Raw genomic sequence first — 21573 nt, forward strand, 5'->3', positions numbered from 1 at the left:
TAATTTTTATAAACTCCAGTATTTTCTGCTCGTTATCTTATTGCGGTAAGTACCTTTTAAATCAGCAATTAACGCGTGGCTTTTTGTTATGGAAGAAAAATAAGCATCATCATAACCGGCGTATGCTTCGTGAGGAACACTTACCATTACCACATCATAGTCATTGTCCAACTCCTTCGTCAAGTGAATACCGTACTCCTCTTCAAGTTCTGTGGCGTTTGCAAAAGGATCATGTATAAAAACGTTTAGATAATACGATTTTAAGGTCTTAATCACGTCGAGCACTTTCGAATTTCGAATGTCGCTAACATTTTCTTTAAAGGTTGCACCCATCACCAGCACCTTAGCTTCTTTTACATTGTTAGAATGAGCAATTACATGTTGAATAACTTTCTTCGAAACATAATTACCCATATTGTCATTAATATATCTTCCCGACAAAATTACCCTTGAGTTAAAGCCTAATTCAGCTGCCTTATAAGTGAGGTAATAAGGATCAACGCCAATACAATGTCCGCCAACAAGTCCGGGAAAGAACTTGAGAAAATTCCATTTGGTTCCTGCTGCCTCAAGCACCTCGTAGGTATTAATACCCATTCTATCAAAGATGATAGACAGTTCATTCATTAAAGCAATGTTTACATCACGTTGTGTATTTTCAATAATCTTTGCAGCTTCAGCCACTTTTATTGAAGATGCCCGATGAACACCAACTTTTACTACCAGTTCGTACAATTGGGCGATTTCTTCCCTGGCCTCTTCATCGCAACCTGACACCACCTTTATAATTGTTGATAGCGTATTTTTCTTATCCCCCGGATTTATCCTTTCGGGAGAATACCCAATTTTAAAATCCTCACAAATCTTTAATCCGCTTAGCGCTTCAATTATAGGCAAACAATCTTCTTCAGTACAACCAGGGTAAACTGTAGATTCGAACACAACATAATCGCCTTTTTTAATCACGCTACCAATTGTCTCCGAAGCCCTTTTTATGGGCCCGAGGTCAGGAACATTATGAGGATCGACCGGAGTTGGTACGGCTACAATAAAAAAGCTGGCTTGTTTAAGTATGTCAACTGAGTTGGTAAAAACAATATCGGTGCCCTCAAAATCTTTGGCCTGCATTTCTCCACTTGGGTCAATACCTTGTTGCATCTGTTGTACACGAGCTTCGTTTATATCAAAACCTATAACAGATAATTTTTTTGCAAACTCTAATGCGATTGGAAGACCAACATATCCTAAACCAATGACAGCTAGTTTTGCATCCTTATTTACCAGGGATGAATACATTTTAAAGGGAGATTAAGAAGCAGTTTTAAATATCATAACTCCAATGAAACGATTTTTAAAGTGGGTTATTATTATTTGTTTATAAACCGAAGAACGTGATCAACAATATATTGTAACTGCTCTTCATCCAATTCGGTGTGTATTGGTAAAGAAATTACTCTTTCAGTTAACCAGTCTGTAACAGGAAGTTTGTAATCCGCTCCACCAAATGCTGCAAACATTTTTTGTCTGTGAGCTGGTACAGGATAATAAATCATGGAAGGGATTTGTACAGAAGAAAGATATTTACTTAGCTCATCCCTATTGATACCTTCTACTAATATTGTGTACTGGTGGTAAACGTGATTTGTAAAATGAGCAGTTTTGGGCACAGTAATGTTGTCAACAGACTCAAAAGCTTTATCATAAAATGATGCTGCTTTTTGCCTTGCAGCAATGTATTCGTCAAGGTATTTCAACTTAACATCCAGCACCGCTGCTTGAATAGAATCTAACCTTGAATTACATCCTACCATTTCATGATAATACCGAACTTCCTGGCCATGATTAGCGATCATCTGTAATTTTTTCGCCAGTACATCATCATTGGTAAAAATAGCACCGCCATCCCCGTAAGCTCCTAAGTTTTTGGAGGGGTAAAAGGAAGTTGTACCAACAGTTCCAATAGTTCCGGTTTTTTTTACTGTACCGTCGGCGAAAGTGTAATTGCTTCCAATTGCCTGTGCATTGTCTTCAACTACAAATAAGTTATGACGATTTGCGATGGCCATAATCTCTTCCATGTTAGCTGCCTGGCCATATAAATGAACTGGTACAATCGCTTTTGTTTTTAACGTTATAGCGGCTTCTACTGCTTTGGGATCAATATTAAATGTCTCTCTATCAACTTCAACAAAAACAGGTTTTAGTCTTAGCAGGGCAACTACTTCAGTAGTTGCAACATAAGTAAATGAAGGAGTAATTACTTCATCGCCCGGTTGAAGCCCCAAAGCCATCATTGCGATTTGTAATGCGTCTGTTCCATTGCCGCAGGTAATGGTATGCTTTACGTTAAGATATGAGGATAGATTTTTAGCAAATGCTTGTACTGGTTCGCCATTTATGTAAGCAGCACTATCAAGCACCCGGTGAATACCGGTATCAATCTGTTCCTTGATTTTCAGGTATTGGGTCTTTGTATCCACCATTTGTATTGGCCTCATATCTAATTTTTGGATGCGGGCAAAGCTACATTAAAAAGCCTTTTAGCCCACTTGCCCCAATTTTCAATAGGGGAAGGTTTATTTTTGTTGAAATCATGAGATCAACAGTGGGAAAACTTCTTTATTACATTTTTGCCCGGCTATATCCTTTTGCTATAAAACTTGTTTCTCCCATTAATGAGAAAGCAAGACTTTGGGTAAATGGCCGTAAACAAGTGCTTGTAAGAATGAAGAACACGATGGATGCAAACGACAAGATAATTTGGATGCACTGCTCCTCACTGGGAGAATTTGAACAAGGAAGACCGCTGCTGGAAAAACTTAAATCGCACTACCCTTCTTATAAAATATTATTGACATTTTTTTCGCCCTCCGGCTACGAGGTAAGAAAGAATTATGAAGGCGCCGATTATATTTTTTATTTACCTGTTGATACCGAGCAAAACGCCAGTAAATTTTTTGATGCTGCAAGGCCGCAACTAATTGTTTTCGTTAAATACGAATTTTGGTATCATTATCTGAATGAAGCAAAAAAGAGGAAAATTCCTTTATTGCTTATCTCGGCTATCTTTCGAAGAAACCAGCCTTTTTTCTCCAGATTTGGAAGTTTTCACAGAAGTATGTTGGCTTGCTTTAGCCACTTGTTTGTACAAAATGAAGACTCTGTAACGCTACTAGCGACAATTGGATTTACCGGAAATGTTACCCTGTCAGGCGACACTCGCTTCGACCGCGTAATTGAAATTGCAGAAAGCTTTCAACCGATTTCACTGATAGAAAGTTTTTGTGAAGGTTCAATTGTCGTTGTGGCAGGAAGTACGTGGTTGCAAGATGATAAGCAATTAGCTCGTTATGTAAATACACGAACACACGTAAAATTCATTATCGCACCTCATGATATTGCAAAAGACCGGCTGGAAGAATGCAATAAGCGCTACAAGGGTTCAATATTGTTTTCCTCTCTAAACAATGCTTCACCTAAAGCTGGTTTCAATACTATAATAATAGACAATGTGGGCATGCTGAGCCGCTTGTATAAATATGCCACTATCTGTTACGTAGGTGGAGGTTTTGGAAAAGATGGAGTACACAACGTACTTGAAGCTGCAGTTTATGGCAAACCGGTAGTATACGGACCTGAATACAAAAAATTTAATGAAGCAATCGAATTAATTACCAGTGGCGGCGGAGTTAGTGCGAAAAACGGTTTGGAGTTAGAAAAGATTTTCGACAATTTATTAACTGAGACTTCGGCTTATAGTTTAAAGGCGAAAAGTGCGTTTCAATATGTTTATAGTAAAAAGGGATCTACCGAAAAAATACTTCAGTTCATTTACGAAAATCGTCTTTTAACTAACTGATCAAAAGTCTTTACAAGTTCAAGCGAAGTATCCCAGCCCAACTTTACCTTCAGTTCGCGCTGAATCCAAAATTCAGCTTCTGCAAAAATGTGAAAGGTGTTAATGGTTTTTATAGATCGCTCATACATCGTTTCATCCCCCCTAAATAATTCGCTTATAAAGCGATGCCTGTCATTAATACTAACCGCTTTTTTCAAATCCCTAATAGGTGCTTCTTGCAAAACTGAGCTCATTTCTGCTTTATGTTGCTTCAGCTTGTCATTCAATGATTCAACCGTTCCTTCAGCAACCATTGAATCATTTAACTCAAATACAACTTTTTGTTGATGAGCCAGCGTCGGCACCTCTAAAACCGGGTCTAAAGCCCATGGACTTGTTTTCTCCTCCGGCGATGGAAATACCGAATGCCAAGGCTTTTGTTCTATAAAGTGAGGTATTGGCTCAGGGTCGGGTTTTGGTGTTGGCGATGGAGCAGGCTTGGGTAAAGGAGATTGCGGCTCTGGCATTGGTTCATCAACCGGTTCAGGCTCTGGCTCCGGCTTAGCCACCGGCTTATATAATTCTTGTACTTCTGCCTGTTGCAAAACAGGCCGACTTATAACTACAGCACCCGGAACACTTACAAAAACTTTTTTATTTTGAATTTCAGTAGACTGGTCCACCGCAATAAGCAGTTCATTATGTAGTAACTGGGCCGTAACAAGCATATTTTGCATATCGGCTTTCTGCGATAGCTGCTCCTGCAATTTATTTATCAAAACGCCCACTCTTTCCATCGGAAAATATACTTTTGAAGTTTCGTTAGAGTTATAAAATTTAAAATTACTAACTCTTTGCGTACAACAACAAGTTATATTAAGAATGTTTATTGAACCGAATATTTCAGGTGAACGGCGTGGTTGGATAGAAGTAATATGCGGCAGCATGTTTAGCGGAAAGACAGAAGAACTAATCAGAAGACTAAAAAGGGCCAAAATTGCTAACCTGAAAGTTGAAATTTTTAAACCTGCTATTGATGTTAGATTCGATGAAACCGCGGTAGTAAGTCACGATTCAAATTCTATACATTCTACCCCGATAGACAACTCACAAACTATTTTATTGCTTGCAAACGGCGTCGATATTGTTGGTATCGACGAAGCCCAATTTTTTGATGATGAGATTATCAATGTTTGCGAAAAACTTGCCTTAAAAGGTATTCGCGTAATAGTAGCCGGTCTTGATATGGATTTTAAAGGACGACCCTTTGGTCAGATGCCGAAGCTTTTGGCCATAGCTGACTTTATAACCAAGTTGCATGCAATTTGTGTGAGGTGTGGTCATCTTGCAAACATCTCTTATCGTAAGTCTGCCGAAGAAGGCCAGGTGTTGTTGGGCGAGCAGAATGTGTACGAACCAAGGTGCAGGAAATGTTATAATGAAGGACAGCAAGAATTATTGCCATCTAACAGGTAGCCAAATTTTTTGGGAACAAACTTAAAAGCCCTGATATTGCATCGTTGCGTCGCACTACATTCATCCCTTGTAATTTTGATGAAACTTTTATCATGTAATGCCTCGTATGTTTCATTGCGAGCCCATTTCACACGCAGCTACCGGGCAATTTAGGTATCTTATAATATGACAGCATTCAGAAAAATAATAGAATATAAAAAAATTGAAGCACTTGTTCTTCCATTAAAAGAACCGGTTAAAGAAACAAAAACGCCAACATATAACCTCACACATTTCTTTGGCAAACTTACACGGGAAGGATATGTTGTAGCAGAACAAAAAAAGTTAAGAGATGAATGGGATTAAGTACATTTTAGACACTAGCACCCTAATCTCATTCTTTAACGGTAATGCTGCACTTAGGTTTCTAACTTCTACACCTGTCGGAATAAAAGAAATCGAAGTTTTTTATTTAAAAAAAGAAGATCGCGAGTTAATAGATAGAATTTCTTCATTAAAAAGAGAATCTAAGATTAAACTTCCTGACACAATTATTGCCGCTACGGCAATTCTAAATAACGCTATTCTTATTACAAATGATAAAGGTTTCTCTTACATCCCTTTACTACAAACCGTTAGCTTTTAGTGAATAGCCTTAAAACAATAACAGCCCTTTTTAAGAAAGATTTATTGCTTGAAATAAGGCAACAGTATAGTTTTTACGGTGTGCTGTTGTACGTTATTTCAACAATTTTTGTGCTCTACCTTGCTATGGGCCAACCAGAAGATGATGTATGGAACGGACTATTTTGGATGATCCAATTATTTGTCTGTGTAAATGCAGTAGCAAAAAGCTTCTTACAGGAAAGCAAGGGAAGAATGTTGTATTTCTATTCAATAGCAGGTCCGGTAGATTTCATTCTGTCCAAATTACTCTTCAATGCATTGTTGATGCTTGTAATGAGCCTCATGAGTCTTTTATTGTTTCTTGTGCTTATGGGCAATCCGTTAAGACAACCATTTCAATTTGTTGGATTAGCAACTTTAGGCGGTGTAAGCCTAAGCTTGGTTTTTACGTTTTTAGCAGCAATTGCATCAAAAGCTCAACAGCAGGCAGCCTTAATGGCCATTCTTGGGTTTCCTATAATTATTCCTCAATTGTTACTATTAATGAAAATTGCCACTATTGCTTTTTCATCTGTTATACAAGCAGGCCTTGGGCAGATGGTTCTGCTGCTAATAGGATTAGATGCTATGGTAGTCGTTTTGGCAATTATCCTCTTTCCATTTCTTTGGAAGGATTAGTTGCATCAAAAAAGCACTTACCTCAAATCTTATTTTCATAACCGTTACAATGTGACCCTTTCCCCTAATTTTGCAACTTAAACTGCCAAAGCGAAAATATTTTCTTTTTTGCAGTAAAAAATAATATTAACCATGATCAGGAAATCCTGGTGGAAAATTCTAACGACAGTTCTGTTACTCTATACGTTTATTGCAGGCTTTCTAATTAAAGTTCCACACGTAGGCAATTTGTACGGCTCTATACGCAACTTCTTTTTTCATGTACCCATGTGGTTTGGCATGATGGTACTATTATTAGTGTCTGTTGTGTATGCCATTAAATACCTAAGAAACCCTACGACTGATGCTGATATTTATTCAAGGGAATATGCAAAAGCAGGTGTTTTGTTTGGAGTACTTGGGCTGATAACAGGAGCTATCTGGGCAAATTATACATGGGGAGAAGCATGGAGCAACGACCCTAAACAATTGCTCGCTGCTATCGCATTACTTATATATGCTGCTTATTTTATACTAAGAAACTCCGTTCCTGACCTTGACAAAAGAGCAAAACTTGGTGCTGTTTATAATGTATTTGCCTTTGCTATGCTCTTTCCTACTCTTTGGATTATTCCAAGAATGGTAGAAAGCCTTCATCCAGGAGGAAAGGGCGTTGAGGGAAATCCGGGAATGGGAGGCGACAGCCTTGATTCTGTTATGGCAACAGTATTTGTTCCGGCTATTTTGGGGTGGACCCTGCTGGGCGTGTGGACCACCACTTTAAGAATCAGATTTGAACAATTAAAAGAAAAACAACCGGTAAATGGCTAAGTACAAAAAATTGGTTTTCATAGCACTTGCATTATTTGTGCAACTTGTTGCAATAGCTCAGACCACAGGCGAAGCAACAGTAACAAAAGATGATGGACTTATGCGGAGCGAGGGTAAGATATATGTAGTGATGGCAGTTGTAATTACCTTACTGGCTGGACTGTTGGCCTATGTTATAAGATTAGACAAAAAAATAACAAGGTTAGAAAAAGGAGATGTATAAATAAAAGGATCCTTTTTAAACGCACAATAAAGAAGAAGTAAAATATTCAAGGTTATTGTACCGTTTGATAAAATGCATCGGGAAGCATAACGATTGGCAGTACAAGAGAGTGACACAACGATGTGGGTTGAAGGACAAATGCCGGCCTCGTAAAATAAATAACGATGGGCTGGGCTAATACGAAATTTTAAAAAGGAGATAATTATGATAGTAAGTGCTGACTATAGCTTCTTTGACAGCGTAACAAAAAGTTTTGATAAGGCTGCGCGATTCACTAGTTGGGATCTGGGAATTTTAGAGCAAATAAAGGCATGCAATAGTATTTACAGCATGAAGTTTCCGGTGAGAATTGGGGATAATATAGAAGTTATTGAAGCCTACCGGGTACAACATAGCCACCATAAATCACCATGCAAAGGCGGTATTCGTTTTAGCATGGAGGTAAACCAGGATGAGGTGATGGCCCTTGCTGCACTGATGACTTATAAATGTGCCATTGTAAACGTGCCCTTCGGTGGTGCCAAGGGAGGTATAAAAATAGATCCTAAAAAATATACCGCGTTTGAACTGGAAAAAATTACCCGCCGTTATACTTCGGAACTGATTAAAAAGAACTTTATAGGACCTGGTACAGATGTTCCGGCGCCGGACTATGGTACCGGGGCAAGAGAAATGGCGTGGATTTTAGACACCTATGTGGCAATGCATCCAGGTGAGGTGGATGCAGCAGGCTGTGTAACCGGCAAACCAGTCTCGCAAGGAGGAGTTCGTGGTCGAACAGAGGCTACCGGGATGGGTGTTTTTTTTGGCATAAGGGAAGTGTGCAACATGGTTGACGTAATGGAAAAACTAGGACTGCCTACAGGTATCGAAGGCAAGACAGTAGTTGTTCAGGGCTTAGGAAACGTGGGTTACCACTCTGCCAAATACTTTAGAGAAGGAGGAGCTAAAGTAATCGCCATCGCTGAATGGGAAGGCGCTATTTACAATGCTGATGGCTTGAATGAAGACGACGTTTTTCAACACAGAAAAGAGAATGGAACTATTTTAAACTTTCCGGGAGGAACCAACTTACCGCTCACTTCGGACGCCCTTGAGTTGGAATGTGACATTTTGATACCAGCAGCTTTGGAAAACGTGATAAACGGTCAAAATGCGCCAAGAATAAAGGCAAAAATTATTGGAGAAGCAGCTAACGGTCCCCTAACCCCGGAAGCTGATGAAATATTATCGCTAAAAGGTACACTGGTCGTTCCCGATATGTACCTGAACGCAGGAGGTGTTACCGTTAGCTACTTTGAGTGGTTAAAAAACCTTAGCCACGTTCGTTATGGAAGACTTGAGAAGCGCTTTACTGAAAACATGAACAAGCACATTATTGGTCAAATGGAGGATCTTACCGGAAAGACTGTTGATCCAAAAGAAAAAAAGTTCATTGAACACGGAGCCGATGAGATTGACCTTGTACATAGCGGGCTTGAAGAAACAATGGTAACTGCAACGCGCGAAATTATGGAGGTGTGGAAAGCACACCCCGACATCCCTGATATGCGAACAGCCGCTTATGTTTGCGCTATCAATAAAGTCGCTACCAGCTACGCCGAATTAGGAATCTTCCCATAAAACTTTTATAGCTTAATATACATGCAGCATCTCCACAAGCGGGGATGTTTTTATTTGAGGAAGAAGTTATCATAACTTAAAATTTTATACTTTAATTAGCTTTTATTTCGCATTTTTAGAGCCGGTTATCTTACTTTTATAACATTAGTATTTCACTAACATTCTTCTAATTCATTCCTAACAAAAATATCTACGTAAACCTTCTATATTCGCAGTGCTTATGAAATAAACATTTACAATAATTATCTTTTCTTCACGTTTATTACGAGTTAAAATGTTTCAAATGCACAAAGTTTTGCGTCTAAAAAATTTCACCATCCTGTTAGGAGCAGTTGCCTTAATGGCGTCGTGCAACAAAAACAAGGGACCTAAGTCAGAAATGACAGGTTGGAAGTACAACGATAAAAACATGGGAGGCTACAATGTTGCAAAGGCCAAAAATGTTAAAACAGGACCGGGACTAGTATTTGTTCAGGGGGGTACTTTTACGATGGGCGCCACTACAGAAGATATCATGGGAGACTGGAACAATATTCCACGTCGTGTTACAGTGAACTCCTTTTTCATTGACAAAACCGAAGTAGCAAACGTTCACTACCGCGAATATATTCACTGGATCGAAAGCGTTTTTTCTGATCCCCAATACGATGCAGTGTTACAAGGCGCCAAGCCTGACACGTTGGTGTGGAGAAGCGAACTGGCTTTTAACGAACCTTATGTTGAATATTATTTCCGACATCCTTCATACAATTTTTATCCTGTAGTAGGTGTAAATTGGAAACAGGCACACGACTTTAGTATTTGGCGTACCGACAGGGTTAACGAAGGTGAGTTGATTAGTGCTGGTTACCAGAATAGCAATACTATCAAGACTCAAATGGCCGGAGGTGGACAGGAAAACTTTAATACAAAAGCTTACCTAATGGGTGAATACCAGGGCGTACCTGGTAAACCGAAGAAAAATGCTTTAAAAGATGCACAAGGCCGGCCTCGTACACACGTTAATTTCGATGACGGAATTCTGTTGCCAGGTTATCGTCTACCAACTGAAGCTGAGTGGGAATATGCGGCTTTAGGATATATCAATCAAAATCCGCAGGTTCGTACGAGCGAGAAAAAACGTGGTGAAGAAAATAACACAAACCGGCAAATTTATTCGTGGCAAAATGATGGTTATGATAACCTTCGTGCTACCCGCCGTGGTGCATGGCAAGGTAGCTTCCTGGCAAACTTCAAACGCGGAAGCGGTGATAACATGGGGGTTGCCGGTGGGTTGAATGACCGTTCAGCTATACCAGCAGAGGTTACAGCTTTCTTCCCGAACGGATTTGGCGTTTACAATATGAGTGGCAATGTAAGTGAGTGGGTGGCCGATGTATATCGTCCATTAACTAACCAGGAAGCTGACGACTTCAATCCATATCGGGGTAATCGTTTTCAAAAAATTGATCTTACTGGTGGTGAGGGAAATTTAAGAGACAGTATAGGTAGAATTAAAATGGTAGATGAAAGCGACTCTACTTTAAGGATGCGCCGCAACTATCAAAGATCTTACGCCATCAATTACCTGGATGGGGATAGCACCAGCAATGTTTCTTACGGTTATGGATTAACAACGTTAGTTAGTGACCAGTCAAGGGTTATTAAGGGTGGCAGCTGGAATGACAGAGCCTATTGGCTAAGCCCAGGTACGCGTCGTTTTCTTGAAGAGGATCAGAGCAGCAGTACGGTAGGTTTCCGCTGTGCGATGATTGCTCCCGGTTCACCTGAAGGTAATGGTCGTAAGACTGGTAACTTCTTCCCTAAACGCAGACAGAAAAAATAAGGCAAAGTAAAATACAAATGAAAGAGCCATCCAGTCACGGGTGGCTCTTTCATTTTCATAAAATTCGAAGGAGTAATAATGATAGCAAAGTTTGTAGGTTATCAAGCTGTAGTACACTTGTGATTCATTCTTGCGTCGCTCACTTGTACAATCTCCTAATGCTGCATCCAATAAAAGAATACCCGACGCTCTCTTTACTGAAACTTCTTTATTTCAGGTTATTCGTGTTAGTCTTTTAACGCTGCTTCTCTATTTTTGTTTTTATAAACCACCCACTTTGACTACAGAACAGTTATACGAGCTTTTTCTTCAATATCCGTCTATCCAAACCGATACGCGAAAATTAAAACAAGGAGATCTATTTTTTGCTCTTTCAGGACCAAATTTTAATGGTAATCAGTTCGCGTTAAAAGCAGTTGAAGCGGGTGCTGCTTACGCCATTGTTGACCAGGAAATTGTAGACGCGGAAGGGCGAATTCTTAAAGTAGACAATGTTCTGGAAAGTTTACAATTACTTGCAAAACATCATAGAGAAAGATTTAACATTCCATTTATTGCTATTACCGGAAGTAATGGAAAAACGACTACGAAAGAATTGATAAGTGCTGTACTGGCTGCTCACTACAAAACATATACAACTCAAGGTAATCTGAACAATCATATTGGAATCCCTATTACGTTACTACGGGTGGGCAAGGATGCAGAAATGGCGGTAATAGAAATGGGGGCGAATCACCAGAAAGAGATTGAGAGTTACTGCCAATATGTTGAGCCGACTCATGGCGTTATAACCAACTGTGGCAAAGCGCACCTCGAAGGATTTGGAGGAATAGAAGGAGTCAAAAAAGGCAAAGGAGAACTATTTGCTTATCTCCGCAGGCACGAAGGAGCAGCATTCGTTTATAATGACTACGACTACCTGCAAGAGATGGCCCGGGGTATTGAGCCTATTATTACTTACGGCACTAAAAAAGCAGCAGTTACCGGACACGCTCTTACTTCTGAGGATTTTTTGAAGGTAGCGTTAACAGGAAAAGATCAGGGGGCTACTATTGAAACTAAACTGGTGGGAGATTATAACCTTCCAAATGTATTATGTGCAGTTGCCGTAGGAAAACACTTCCATGTACCGCTTCAAAACATTATAAAAGCAATAGAAGAATATACCCCGGGAAATAGTAGAAGCCAGATGTATGTGAAGGGTTCAAATCATATCATTCTAGATGCATATAACGCCAACCCGTCAAGTATGAAAGTGGCTATTGAAAACATGGCCGGTATTAAAGCAAATAACAAAATACTGATGCTAGGTGCGATGATGGAACTAGGGGATGAAAGTGTAGCAGAACATCAAAATCTAGTTGAAAATATAAGCCTCACAAGCTGGAACAAAGTAATTCTTGTGGGGGGAGATTTTAGTAAAATTAATCATCCCTTTATTTACTTTGAAAGCACGACTGCAGCATCAGAGTGGGTAAAGCAACAGCAAATCAAAGACAGCTACATATTAATCAAGGGCAGCAGAAGTATTCAAATGGAGAAAGTTGCGGAAGCACTATAATTCCTCACAGCAAAACTGTTTTTGGAGCTTACAGGTATAGAAATTGTTGTAATACCTGGGAGTACCAGACAAAAAATCAAATACCCTTACTATGGATACAGCAGCCAAAGAGTCATTTGGAGAAATAATTAAAGGTAACAAACCTGTATTGGTAGACTTTCACGCCGAGTGGTGCGGACCATGTAAAACAATGAAGCCGGTTTTGGAAGAATTACGGCAAATGATGGGCGACCAAATAAGAATCCTAAAAATTGATGTAGATAAAAATCCGAAGCTTGCCAGTTCACTTAATATCTCGGGAGTTCCTACACTTATTTTGTTTAAACATGGGCAAACTTTGTGGCGCCAATCAGGAGTGCTTTCTGCAAAACAGTTACAATCGATAGTGAAACAGAAAGCAACGATTTGATAGACATCCGAACGGTTAGTGGACTAATAGTTACCTTTGCACCTACAAGTTGAATTTTATGACTAAGAAAAACAGGAGGCCGATGTATTTGTGGACAGTCCTTACTAATCGATGTCCGCGATGCCGGGAGGGAAAAATATTTGTTACTGAAAATGCTTATGATTTCAAGAACAATTTGAAGATGCATGAAAAGTGCCCTGTTTGTGGTCAACCTACAGAAATTGAAGTTGGGTTTTATTATGGAACCAGCTATGTAAGTTACGCACTTACGGTTGCTTACACCGTAGCCACTTTTGTTGCCTGGTGGGTTTTACTAGGTTTTAAATTATACGATAATAGTATTATTTACTGGCTCGTATTTAACGGCGTTACCCTCTTAATCCTTCAACCTCCGTTCATGCGTTTATCGCGGTCATTGTGGTTAAGCTGGTTTGTGAAATACGACCCAGATTGGAAGGAAAAGAAGGCGATTGAATATGAGAGAGTGGTAAAAGAACAAATGAATAACTGGTAGTTACAAATAATTCCTCAAAGTTTTATAACCGCCAATTTTCTATTTTAAAAGATTGGACCGTGAATGTCAGTGGGCATTTGTTTAAAAGGAAGTTCCATGAGTTAAGCGAATTAGACCTTTTGCCGCAAACGGCAACAAATGCATTGTTTTTAAAAACATAGAAGTTGAAGCATTTCCTCCAAAAAGGCTCTGAACATATCGACCTATCAAAAGCCTTCTTGAAAAATTTTTCTTCCACTCCCACTCATACTTCTTCTCCATTGTGTCTCTATCAACCTTTCCTGAAAGAAAAGAATCAATACAATTAAACCCTATTTTGGACGAATGCATAGCCATGCTCATGCCATTGCCACAAAGAGGACTTATCATTCCGGCGGCGTCCCCCAACATCAGCACATGGTTTTCCACCTGTAACTTTTTGTCGAAACTAATTTGAGAAATCGCCAAAGGCTCATCGTAGAGGAAATTAGCAGAAGTAAAAATTTCTTTCAACCTTGAATTTTTATATAAAACTTGCCTTTGCATTTCTTCTATCGAATTACCGCAAGCCCTTAAATTGGCCGCTGTAGTTAAATAGCAAAGACAACTTTTGTCGTCTTCTATTTTCGAAAGCCCGCAATAACCATTATGGAAGTTGTGCAATGAAATGCTATTTCTATCGTGTACGTATCGAATATGATACTTAATACCAATATAATTATTAAGGCTATTGGTCTTTTGTGTTGTAAATGTTCTTTTCCACTTAATGTCGAGATTACTTCTTTTACCAAAAGAGCCTGCAACAGCCTTTGCGCGCAGTTGTTTTTCTGATGTTGCTAAAGCAAAAATATTGTTACTAAAACTTACCTCACTGACTTTACTACCAGTAAATATAGTTACACCTTTTGCTTTTGCCAGCTTGAATAATGCATCGTCTAATAAGTGACGACTAATTCCAAATCCACCTAATGGCAAGTCAAACGAGTAGATAGCTCCCTTCACATCTGACAGGTGAAGCGTGTTGATTAAGGGTAGATTCAACCTCTTTAGATCTATGCCTACCCGTTGCAAAAAGTCCCAACTTTCGAGGCTAATATATTCACCACAAACTTTGTGAAAGGGGTATTCCTCTTTCTCAAAAAGGACCACTTTATGATGTTGGTCAGCACATTGGATGGCAAGTGAGAGGCCTGCCAATCCTCCTCCTACAATGGCTACATCATAAAGACCCTCGTGCGTCATTTTGGTAAATTATTAAATATCTGAAGGCCCATTTCCACGTAATTGTGGTATTGCCGATGTTAGCTTTCCTGCAAATCGCAATTAATTCATCCCGATTAAATCCCCTTGCAACACTTAAGGGCGCGTCGTTCTTAACAAGGTAAGAGTTTGAAAACAGGCGTGTAAGCAGCTTTATTGAATAGTACGCCAGTATATTTCTTTGCAAGTCATTTATGAAAAAACCTATCCCGCTATTTTCACTCATCCATTTAAACTGGCATTCCAATTCTTCGTTTGTAAAATGGTGACAAAATAAACTAGAGAAAATAATATCGGGTTTTTTTTTAAAACCAACCTTTTTGTAATCACTAGTAATCCAGGTTACATCCAAAAATTTATCTGCCCTGCTTTTTGCAAAATCTATACATTCTTTCTTTAAATCAATTCCCGTTACAGTTAGCTTAATATTTTTTTTCCTGCACCAGTTACTAATTGCCACAAGGTTATCTCCCCCACCGCAACCAATCTCGCAAATCGAGATTTCTCTCTTATCTTTTAATAGTTGTCGGAATGCATCGATAGATATACCATGTCCCCCTAACCATTTGTTGATAAAATTCAGCTCTTTCATGTTTTGCCTGATGTCAGCAAAAGGGAGGAAGTCTTCGTCTAAAAATTCTTTTTGATATGACCTCTGTGAGAGGTTCATGACTTTGAAGCAATAAATGTTTCCATCGTTAAACCTGGTCCAAAGGCTACTCCAAAAACATTCGCTGGCTTGTCATGAATTCCTTCCATTATTTCTTTAAGCACAAATAAAATAGTAGGGGAAGACATGTTTCCATACTTCGATAAGACAGCTCTTGAGCAGGAAAGGTTTTCTAAAGTTAGAGATAACTTAGACCTAATTACTTCCAAAATTTTTCTTCCTCCAGGATGTATACACCAATGTGTGACGTTGCTTCGATCTAGTTCTCCTTCATCCAAAGCACTGCCCACTAAAGCCGCTATGTCCTCTTGTATCAACTGAGGTATATAAGCACTAAGTTTCATTAAAAAACCGGTATTACTTATTTGCCACGACATATCATCCTTACCCTTATATGAAATCTCTGCATAAAAGCTTTTTATCTTTAAAGCGTTAGCAGAAATTATCGAATTTGAAACAAGCATTGCAGCGCTGCCATCTCCGAACAATAAGCTGCTGGCAGCATTGTCTAAAGTAAAACGCTTTTGAAAATGAATGGTACAAAGCTCAGTGCAAACAATTACAACCTTCGCAGCTTTAGTAGTATCACAAATCATTTTGGCAATCTTCATGGCATGGATAGCCGCATAACAACCCATAAAGTTGACCGATGTTCTAAAAACTTTATTTGATAAACCGAGTTCCTCTGCTACCTGTAGGTCAAGTCCGGGCGCGCTCATGCCCGTACAACTTACGGTAATGAGATGCGTGATTTCTCTTGGTTCAATATGATCCTTAAGACAGTCTTTTATAGCTGCAACCGACAAAGCAAGCGCATTTACATCAAAGAAATTCATCCTGCTGTTAAGGCATCTTTCATCTGCTTCTGGCTCAACAAACGCCCACTCGTGTTCGGGCTTTCCAAAGTCGGGCAACACCGAGTACCTGTTCTCTATTTCACTATGCTTGTACAAAAAGGCCAGCTTTCTTGCATCGTCGTCATTAAGCCTATACGCCTTTTGCATAAACTTCAGGATCTCTTGTTGCGGATGGCAATGTTGAGGCAGAGCAGTTCCTATAGATATAATATTAGCCAAATTTTTGAAGCAGAATTATTGTTATAAAAGCAAGGCTGGTACACGTGCTTGCAAGGCAGTTCATTTGCATTGTATGTTTAAAATCAGCAACAGTTTCATTTTTTAGCACCTTTATAAACCATTGAAGAAAATATACGATTACAGGAGTAAAAAAGATTATTAAAACAATAAAAGGCCTATAAAGTTCGTGGCTTTTATAATATGACCATAAAAGCGCTACAGCAATGAAATACATGACAGAGCAAAAAATAAAGGTTCCTTTTTTACCCAACTTCATGCTAATAGTGGTAATGTTATCCTTCGCATCGGCTTCGTATTGGTAGATTTGGGTGATGGGATAAAATCCGCCAATTAGAAATGCGGCGGCTAATAAACCTACAAAAGACATGTGATTTGTAAGATTAGAGTCCACGCCATGATAAACCATAAAAAAAGTAAGCGCTCCCTGGTTAAAGATAACTGTAAGGTAACCAGTTAATGGATATTGCTTTAGACGAATTCCTCTATAGCTATATAATCTCGAACAAATGATATAAATGATAATACACGTTACAAATAAAGAAGAGATAAACAAGGATAAAACAACTGCTGTCAAATCCATCACAATAGTTACAACAAACAATTGTTTGGTCGGCTGCGGCGGATTTTCAATTCCTCCTATACTACTTGCATCTCTATCCATATAACTATTATAACCGTTGCTCGAAGGATATACCAGCAAGTGGAGGATTATAAAAATTAAGATAGCACGGGGAAGGTTTATGGTATCAACAAAACTTACAGCAAACCAGTAAACGGGCATTAAGAAATAAGAAAAAGGAAAACGAAGTAGTTGTATTGTGGAACGATGAAGCAACAGGTTTTTTATTTTAAATATACTGCTAAATAATACTCTTTATAAAAAGCAGTTGTGTAAAACACTCGCCTCGTTTGACAACGCAGATGAAAGCGCTATTAAAACGAAGAATCTTGATACCCGCCACCAGACCCGGTCTCGCGTAGGACCTATTCCATTCTCCTTAAAGTGCAAGCAGCCCGCCAGCGGGTTTAAAAAAATTGCACGAGCGATTCTGCTTATACGCCTTTTAAACCAGGATAGCTTACGACTGATTAGCCCCTTTTGCAGCACCCGCAACTATTCCACCTGTGTTGGTGTCGGTCGAGTCGGACGCCTCGTTCGCCCTGGCATTTACTCTTTCGTTATCGCGGGTCGTTTCTGTGTTTGGTCCACCAACTTTATCTAAAATAACATTAGGTTGGGGCTTGTTGGCTTGTTCAATTTCCTCTTTGGTAAACGTCGTTCCCTGAACAGTGACTGTGTCTCCGCTTAGTTGACTTGTATTAGCACCACTTACCGATGAATTCAAATTGTCCTCGTTTTGATTGCTTAAGCCTGAATTATTTTCTGACATAATCTTACTTTTTCTATGGATAATAGAAAATTATTAAAAATTGTATGCCATCTTTTGCTGTACGTAAACGTCTCCGGAAATTTCAAATAGCCCATGCAGAAGTATATGTATTTAACGCTGAGTCCCCGCTAAAGTTGAGAGACCGGCTGCCGCATGATCCTTACTAGTTGGCTTCGGCTTGGCAAAACCAGCGTTCGAGAAAAAAAGGACAGCATTGCTTCCTTGAATTTCATTGCTGTAGCTACCGTTTGAGAAACATTTTTCCCGATAATGGTTCACCTTCCTCAACAAACTCACTACTTTTTAAAATTCCCAACCGATCGAAGTAGAATAACCAAAAGATTTTCCTTAAAAGAAACAGAAGCACTTTTTTGCAAAAAAAGAAAAAAGAATTATCGTTTTATCATCTTTTTCTAAGTGTCTTAAAATGGTAGTTACGGCACCAAAGTACTTCTCCCGCTGTTAGATCGCCTACGAGAAATTAGAAAACAGAGATAAATGCATTAATAGAAACTATAATATTATCAATTAGATTCAAGCGGAAAAAACTTGCAAAATCAGTGGCATCAAACATCTGGTACCATTTCTTATTTGTATAGCCTCTCTCATTTAATTTTTCCAAAGGCGGAGTATTAGTACACAATTGGTGCAAAGTTTTCTATAGATTAACAAAAGTCCCCATATGAAAATTGTCGATATCCGTTTATTGAACGGACCCAACTATTGGTCAATACAAAGGCATAAAATAGTTGTTATGCTGCTGGATTTGGAGGTGCTCGAAAATTCCCCAACCAATACAATTCCCGGCTTTAATCAAAGGTTAATTAACCTGATACCCTCTTTAGAAACGCACCTGTGTTGTGAAGGCACCGCCGGCGGCTTCCTCAATCGTGTAAAGCAAGGTACCTGGATGGGACATGTCGTCGAACACATCGCACTTGAATTACAGTCATTAGCAGGTATGGATACTACATTTGGACGGACAGCGGAAACGGGCAAAAAAGGAGTCTATCATGTAGCTTTTTCATATGAAGAGCCACGCGCAGGAAAATATGCAGCCCAGGCTTCGGTACGAATCGCGGAGGCTTTGGTAAAAGGAGAAACTTACGATATTGAAGAAGATATACAGAAATTGAAGAAGATTGCTGACGAAGAATTTCCGGGGCCTAGCACTTACTCAATAATAAAAGAAGCACAGAGGCGAAATATTCCTTTTGTGAAACTAAACGATCATGGCATCGTTCAACTAGGGTTTGGAGCAAGCCAAAAACGAATTCAGGCAACTATTGCAAGCACTACAGGGTGCATTGCGGTAGAGCTAGCTGGTGACAAAGCGGCAACAAAAAAAATATTAGAGAGTGCCGATATTCCTGTTCCAAAGGGAGTAATAATCTCTAATGAGGAAGAATTAAAGGAGGCTCTAGAATATGTTGGGTATCCGGTTGCAATAAAACCGGTTGATGGAAACCAGGGTAAGGGTGCAACTACCGAGATAAACACAATGCAAGATGCCCTTGAGGCAATGAATGCAGCAAAAAAATATTCGAACCGGGTAATCTGTGAAAGCTCCATTAGTGGTTACGATTTTCGGGCCCTGGTCATCAATTATAAATTTATAGCAGCTGCAATGAGGACACCTGCGGCCGTAACAGGCAACGGGACACATACTATTAAGCAATTAATTGAGATCGAAAATACCAATCCCAAAAGAGGTAGCGGACATTCAAATGTATTAACGGCAATCCGGGCAGATGAAGCAACAATGCATGTATTAGAGAAAAAAGGCTATACGCTGGAAACAGTTTTACCTGTCGGAGAAGAATGCTGGTTAAAACCTACGGCAAATTTAAGTACAGGTGGCACTGCTACAGATGTCACAGACATTGTTCACCCTTCAAACATTGCGCTGTTTGAGCGAATTGCCAGGGTTATTGGATTAGACATTTGTGGAATAGATATTATAGCTACCAATTTATCGTCACCGATCAAAGAAACCGGCGGTGCAGTACTGGAAGTGAATGCGGCCCCCGGATTTAGAATGCATATAGATCCGACACATGGAAAACCGAAAAATGTGGCGGCACCCGTATTAGATATGCTTTTCCCGCACGATAACCAGGGCACCATTCCTATCATAGCAATTACTGGTACAAATGGCAAGACCACCACAACCCGGCTTATTTCCCACATGGCTAAAAAGGTAGGATATAAAGTAGGATATACAACTACAGACGGCATTTATATAAAAGACGAGCTGGTAGTAAAAGGCGATTGCTCTGGCCCTGCCTCTGCGCAATTGGTTTTAAAAGATCCCGCAGTTGAATTTGCCGTGCTGGAGTGCGCACGTGGCGGAATTTTAAGAGCAGGATTAGGTTTTCCGTTTTGCCATGCAGCAGTTATTACAAACGTTGCAGAAGATCACCTGGGTTTAAACGGCATCGACACTATTGAAAAGCTGGCACGTGTAAAAGCTGTGGTCGCAGAAACAGTATTGCCTACTGGTTATGCTATCTTAAATGCTGATGACGATCTTGTATTTGCGATGAAAGACAACGTAAGGAGTAAAGTAGCACTCTTCTCTATGTACGAAAATAGCTTGCGCGTAAAGAGACATTGCCAGCAGGGCGGCCTCGCTGCTATATATTCCCACAACTATATTGTTATTCTTCAGGGAAGCAAAAGAATACGAATTGAAAAGGTTGGAAACATACCAGTAACATTTGCGGGTAAAGCGCAATTTAACATTGCCAATGTTTTAGGCGCAACGTTGGCTGCTTTTGTAAGCAACTTCAACTTAGATGATATACGGGCAGGTCTTCAATCATTTATTCCGTCGCCCGAAACTATTCCCGGCAGAATGAACATGTTTTACTTCAACCAATTCACTGTTATGGTCGATTATGCCCATAATCCTCATGGAATAAATGCAATTGGTAAATTTGTAAAGTCTGTTGACGCTACTGTGAAAATCGGAATAATTGCAGGCGTTGGAGACAGGCGTGACAGTGACCTAATGAGTGTGGGTGAAGAAGCTGCAAAAGTTTTTGATGAAATCATTGTGAAACTCGATGAAGATTTAAGAGGTCGAACACCTGATGAAATATTACACCTTGTAACCGCGGGTATAAAACGGTATGATGCAGGTAAAAAGATAACTGTCAATACAAGTGAATGTGCAGCTGTTGAGATGGCCATTCATGGTGCAGTACCCGGTTCGTTCATTACTATACTTACCGACAATATAGCAAAGGTGTTACAATGTGTTCGAGAGTTACAGCAATCAGAACAATTACATCAGAAAGAAAAAGAAATAGGTTCGTTAGTGTAAAAGGGGCGAAATAAAATAGTAAAAAACAAAACAGCCCGGCAATCGGACTGTTTTGTTGTAAGAAAAAAATCTTGAATAATAATTACCCTGGTTAATCAGGCAGCTTTTGTTGGTAGCTATAATTTTTCATTTTTTTGTAGGCCAGCATTTGGAGCCTTTTAAACTTTTGTTGCGTCGCACTCTTGTACTTCAATTTCTTCATGCAGCTTTTTCTTCGCCCCTAAAAGCACAAAAACAAAAAGACACAGGGCTGTCACTTCCTGCCGCTTAGCATATTCTGCAAAC

General features: G+C 39.5%; 21 protein-coding genes. 13 read left to right on the forward strand and 8 right to left on the reverse strand.

Annotated elements, in window-relative coordinates; all coding sequences use genetic code 11:
* Positions 1-6: 6 nt before the first annotated feature.
* Positions 7-1296, reverse strand: a complete 1290-nt coding sequence (locus JWR87_RS07530; protein ID WP_297817748.1) for a nucleotide sugar dehydrogenase — start codon at positions 1294-1296, stop codon at positions 7-9.
* Positions 1297-1367: 71 nt separating this feature from the next.
* On the reverse strand, positions 1368-2498 hold the full coding sequence (locus JWR87_RS07535; protein ID WP_297817751.1) for a DegT/DnrJ/EryC1/StrS family aminotransferase: 1131 nt from the start codon (positions 2496-2498) through the stop codon (positions 1368-1370).
* 95 nt (positions 2499-2593) lie between these two features.
* On the opposite strand from JWR87_RS07535, the gene JWR87_RS07540 reads away from it, so the two are divergent.
* Positions 2594-3859, forward strand: a complete 1266-nt coding sequence (locus JWR87_RS07540; RefSeq protein WP_297817756.1) for a glycosyltransferase N-terminal domain-containing protein — start codon at positions 2594-2596, stop codon at positions 3857-3859.
* Here JWR87_RS07540 and JWR87_RS07545 read toward each other — a convergent pair.
* On the reverse strand, positions 3832-4635 hold the full coding sequence (locus JWR87_RS07545; RefSeq protein WP_297817759.1) for a hypothetical protein: 804 nt from the start codon (positions 4633-4635) through the stop codon (positions 3832-3834). The genes JWR87_RS07540 and JWR87_RS07545 overlap by 28 nt on opposite strands.
* Positions 4636-4720: 85 nt before the next feature.
* Between JWR87_RS07545 and JWR87_RS07550 the strand changes: the two genes are divergently transcribed.
* From JWR87_RS07550 to JWR87_RS07600, 11 genes are all read left to right on the forward strand, one after another.
* On the forward strand, positions 4721-5314 hold the full coding sequence (locus tag JWR87_RS07550) for a thymidine kinase (RefSeq protein ID WP_297817762.1): 594 nt from the start codon (positions 4721-4723) through the stop codon (positions 5312-5314).
* Positions 5315-5479: 165 nt separating this feature from the next.
* Positions 5480-5659, forward strand: a complete 180-nt coding sequence (locus JWR87_RS07555; protein ID WP_297817765.1) for a hypothetical protein — start codon at positions 5480-5482, stop codon at positions 5657-5659.
* Positions 5646-5939, forward strand: coding sequence for a PIN domain-containing protein (locus JWR87_RS07560; RefSeq protein WP_297817768.1), 294 nt, complete (start codon positions 5646-5648; stop codon positions 5937-5939). The genes JWR87_RS07555 and JWR87_RS07560 overlap by 14 nt, the downstream gene beginning before the upstream one ends.
* A complete protein-coding gene (locus JWR87_RS07565; protein ID WP_297817771.1) occupies positions 5939-6598 on the forward strand; it encodes a heme exporter protein CcmB in 660 nt (219 codons plus the stop codon). The genes JWR87_RS07560 and JWR87_RS07565 overlap by 1 nt, the downstream gene beginning before the upstream one ends.
* A 132-nt stretch (positions 6599-6730) precedes the next feature.
* On the forward strand, positions 6731-7408 hold the full coding sequence (gene ccsA, locus JWR87_RS07570; protein ID WP_297817774.1) for a cytochrome c biogenesis protein CcsA: 678 nt from the start codon (positions 6731-6733) through the stop codon (positions 7406-7408).
* Positions 7401-7631 carry a CcmD family protein gene (locus JWR87_RS07575; RefSeq protein WP_297817777.1) on the forward strand — a complete coding sequence of 77 codons (231 nt, stop codon included), beginning with the start codon at positions 7401-7403 and terminating at the stop codon, positions 7629-7631. The genes ccsA and JWR87_RS07575 overlap by 8 nt, the downstream gene beginning before the upstream one ends.
* 204 nt (positions 7632-7835) lie before the next feature.
* The gene (locus tag JWR87_RS07580) at positions 7836-9254 is read left to right on the forward strand and encodes a Glu/Leu/Phe/Val dehydrogenase (RefSeq protein WP_297817780.1); all 1419 of its coding nucleotides are present in this window, start codon (positions 7836-7838) and stop codon (positions 9252-9254) included.
* A gap of 283 nt (positions 9255-9537) precedes the next feature.
* Positions 9538-11079, forward strand: a complete 1542-nt coding sequence (locus JWR87_RS07585) for an SUMF1/EgtB/PvdO family nonheme iron enzyme (protein ID WP_297817783.1) — start codon at positions 9538-9540, stop codon at positions 11077-11079.
* Positions 11080-11356: 277 nt separating this feature from the next.
* The gene (gene murF, locus JWR87_RS07590) at positions 11357-12640 is read left to right on the forward strand and encodes a UDP-N-acetylmuramoyl-tripeptide--D-alanyl-D-alanine ligase (protein ID WP_297817787.1); all 1284 of its coding nucleotides are present in this window, start codon (positions 11357-11359) and stop codon (positions 12638-12640) included.
* Positions 12641-12731: 91 nt separating this feature from the next.
* On the forward strand, positions 12732-13049 hold the full coding sequence (gene trxA / locus JWR87_RS07595) for a thioredoxin (RefSeq protein ID WP_297817791.1): 318 nt from the start codon (positions 12732-12734) through the stop codon (positions 13047-13049).
* Between the two features lie 58 nt (positions 13050-13107).
* A complete protein-coding gene (locus JWR87_RS07600) occupies positions 13108-13563 on the forward strand; it encodes a DUF983 domain-containing protein (RefSeq protein WP_297817793.1) in 456 nt (151 codons plus the stop codon).
* Between the two features lie 81 nt (positions 13564-13644).
* Here JWR87_RS07600 and JWR87_RS07605 read toward each other — a convergent pair whose 3' ends face one another.
* The 5 genes from JWR87_RS07605 to JWR87_RS07625 all read right to left on the reverse strand — a co-directional run bounded on the left by JWR87_RS07605 (position 13645) and on the right by JWR87_RS07625 (position 17960).
* Entirely contained in the window at positions 13645-14784 is a 1140-nt protein-coding gene (locus JWR87_RS07605) for an FAD-dependent oxidoreductase (RefSeq protein ID WP_297817795.1), read from the reverse strand.
* Positions 14762-15472 (reverse strand): methyltransferase domain-containing protein, encoded by a 711-nt coding sequence (locus JWR87_RS07610; protein ID WP_297817797.1) that lies wholly within the window; start codon positions 15470-15472, stop codon positions 14762-14764. The genes JWR87_RS07605 and JWR87_RS07610 overlap by 23 nt, the downstream gene beginning before the upstream one ends.
* The gene (locus JWR87_RS07615) at positions 15469-16548 is read right to left on the reverse strand and encodes a type III polyketide synthase (RefSeq protein ID WP_297817800.1); all 1080 of its coding nucleotides are present in this window, start codon (positions 16546-16548) and stop codon (positions 15469-15471) included. The genes JWR87_RS07610 and JWR87_RS07615 overlap by 4 nt, the downstream gene beginning before the upstream one ends.
* Complete coding sequence (locus JWR87_RS07620; RefSeq protein ID WP_297817803.1) at positions 16541-17404, reverse strand: UbiA family prenyltransferase; 864 nt, start codon at positions 17402-17404, stop codon at positions 16541-16543. The genes JWR87_RS07615 and JWR87_RS07620 overlap by 8 nt, the downstream gene beginning before the upstream one ends.
* A gap of 244 nt (positions 17405-17648) precedes the next feature.
* Positions 17649-17960 (reverse strand): hypothetical protein, encoded by a 312-nt coding sequence (locus tag JWR87_RS07625; RefSeq protein WP_297817808.1) that lies wholly within the window; start codon positions 17958-17960, stop codon positions 17649-17651.
* A gap of 682 nt (positions 17961-18642) precedes the next feature.
* On the opposite strand from JWR87_RS07625, the gene cphA reads away from it, so the two are divergent.
* Positions 18643-21288: a cyanophycin synthetase gene (gene cphA, locus JWR87_RS07630; protein WP_297817813.1), complete on the forward strand. Its 2646-nt coding sequence runs from the start codon at positions 18643-18645 to the stop codon at positions 21286-21288.
* The last annotated feature ends 285 nt before the right edge of the window (positions 21289-21573 follow it).

Source organism: Segetibacter sp. (genome assembly GCF_025963695.1).
Taxonomy (GTDB): domain Bacteria; phylum Bacteroidota; class Bacteroidia; order Chitinophagales; family Chitinophagaceae; genus Segetibacter.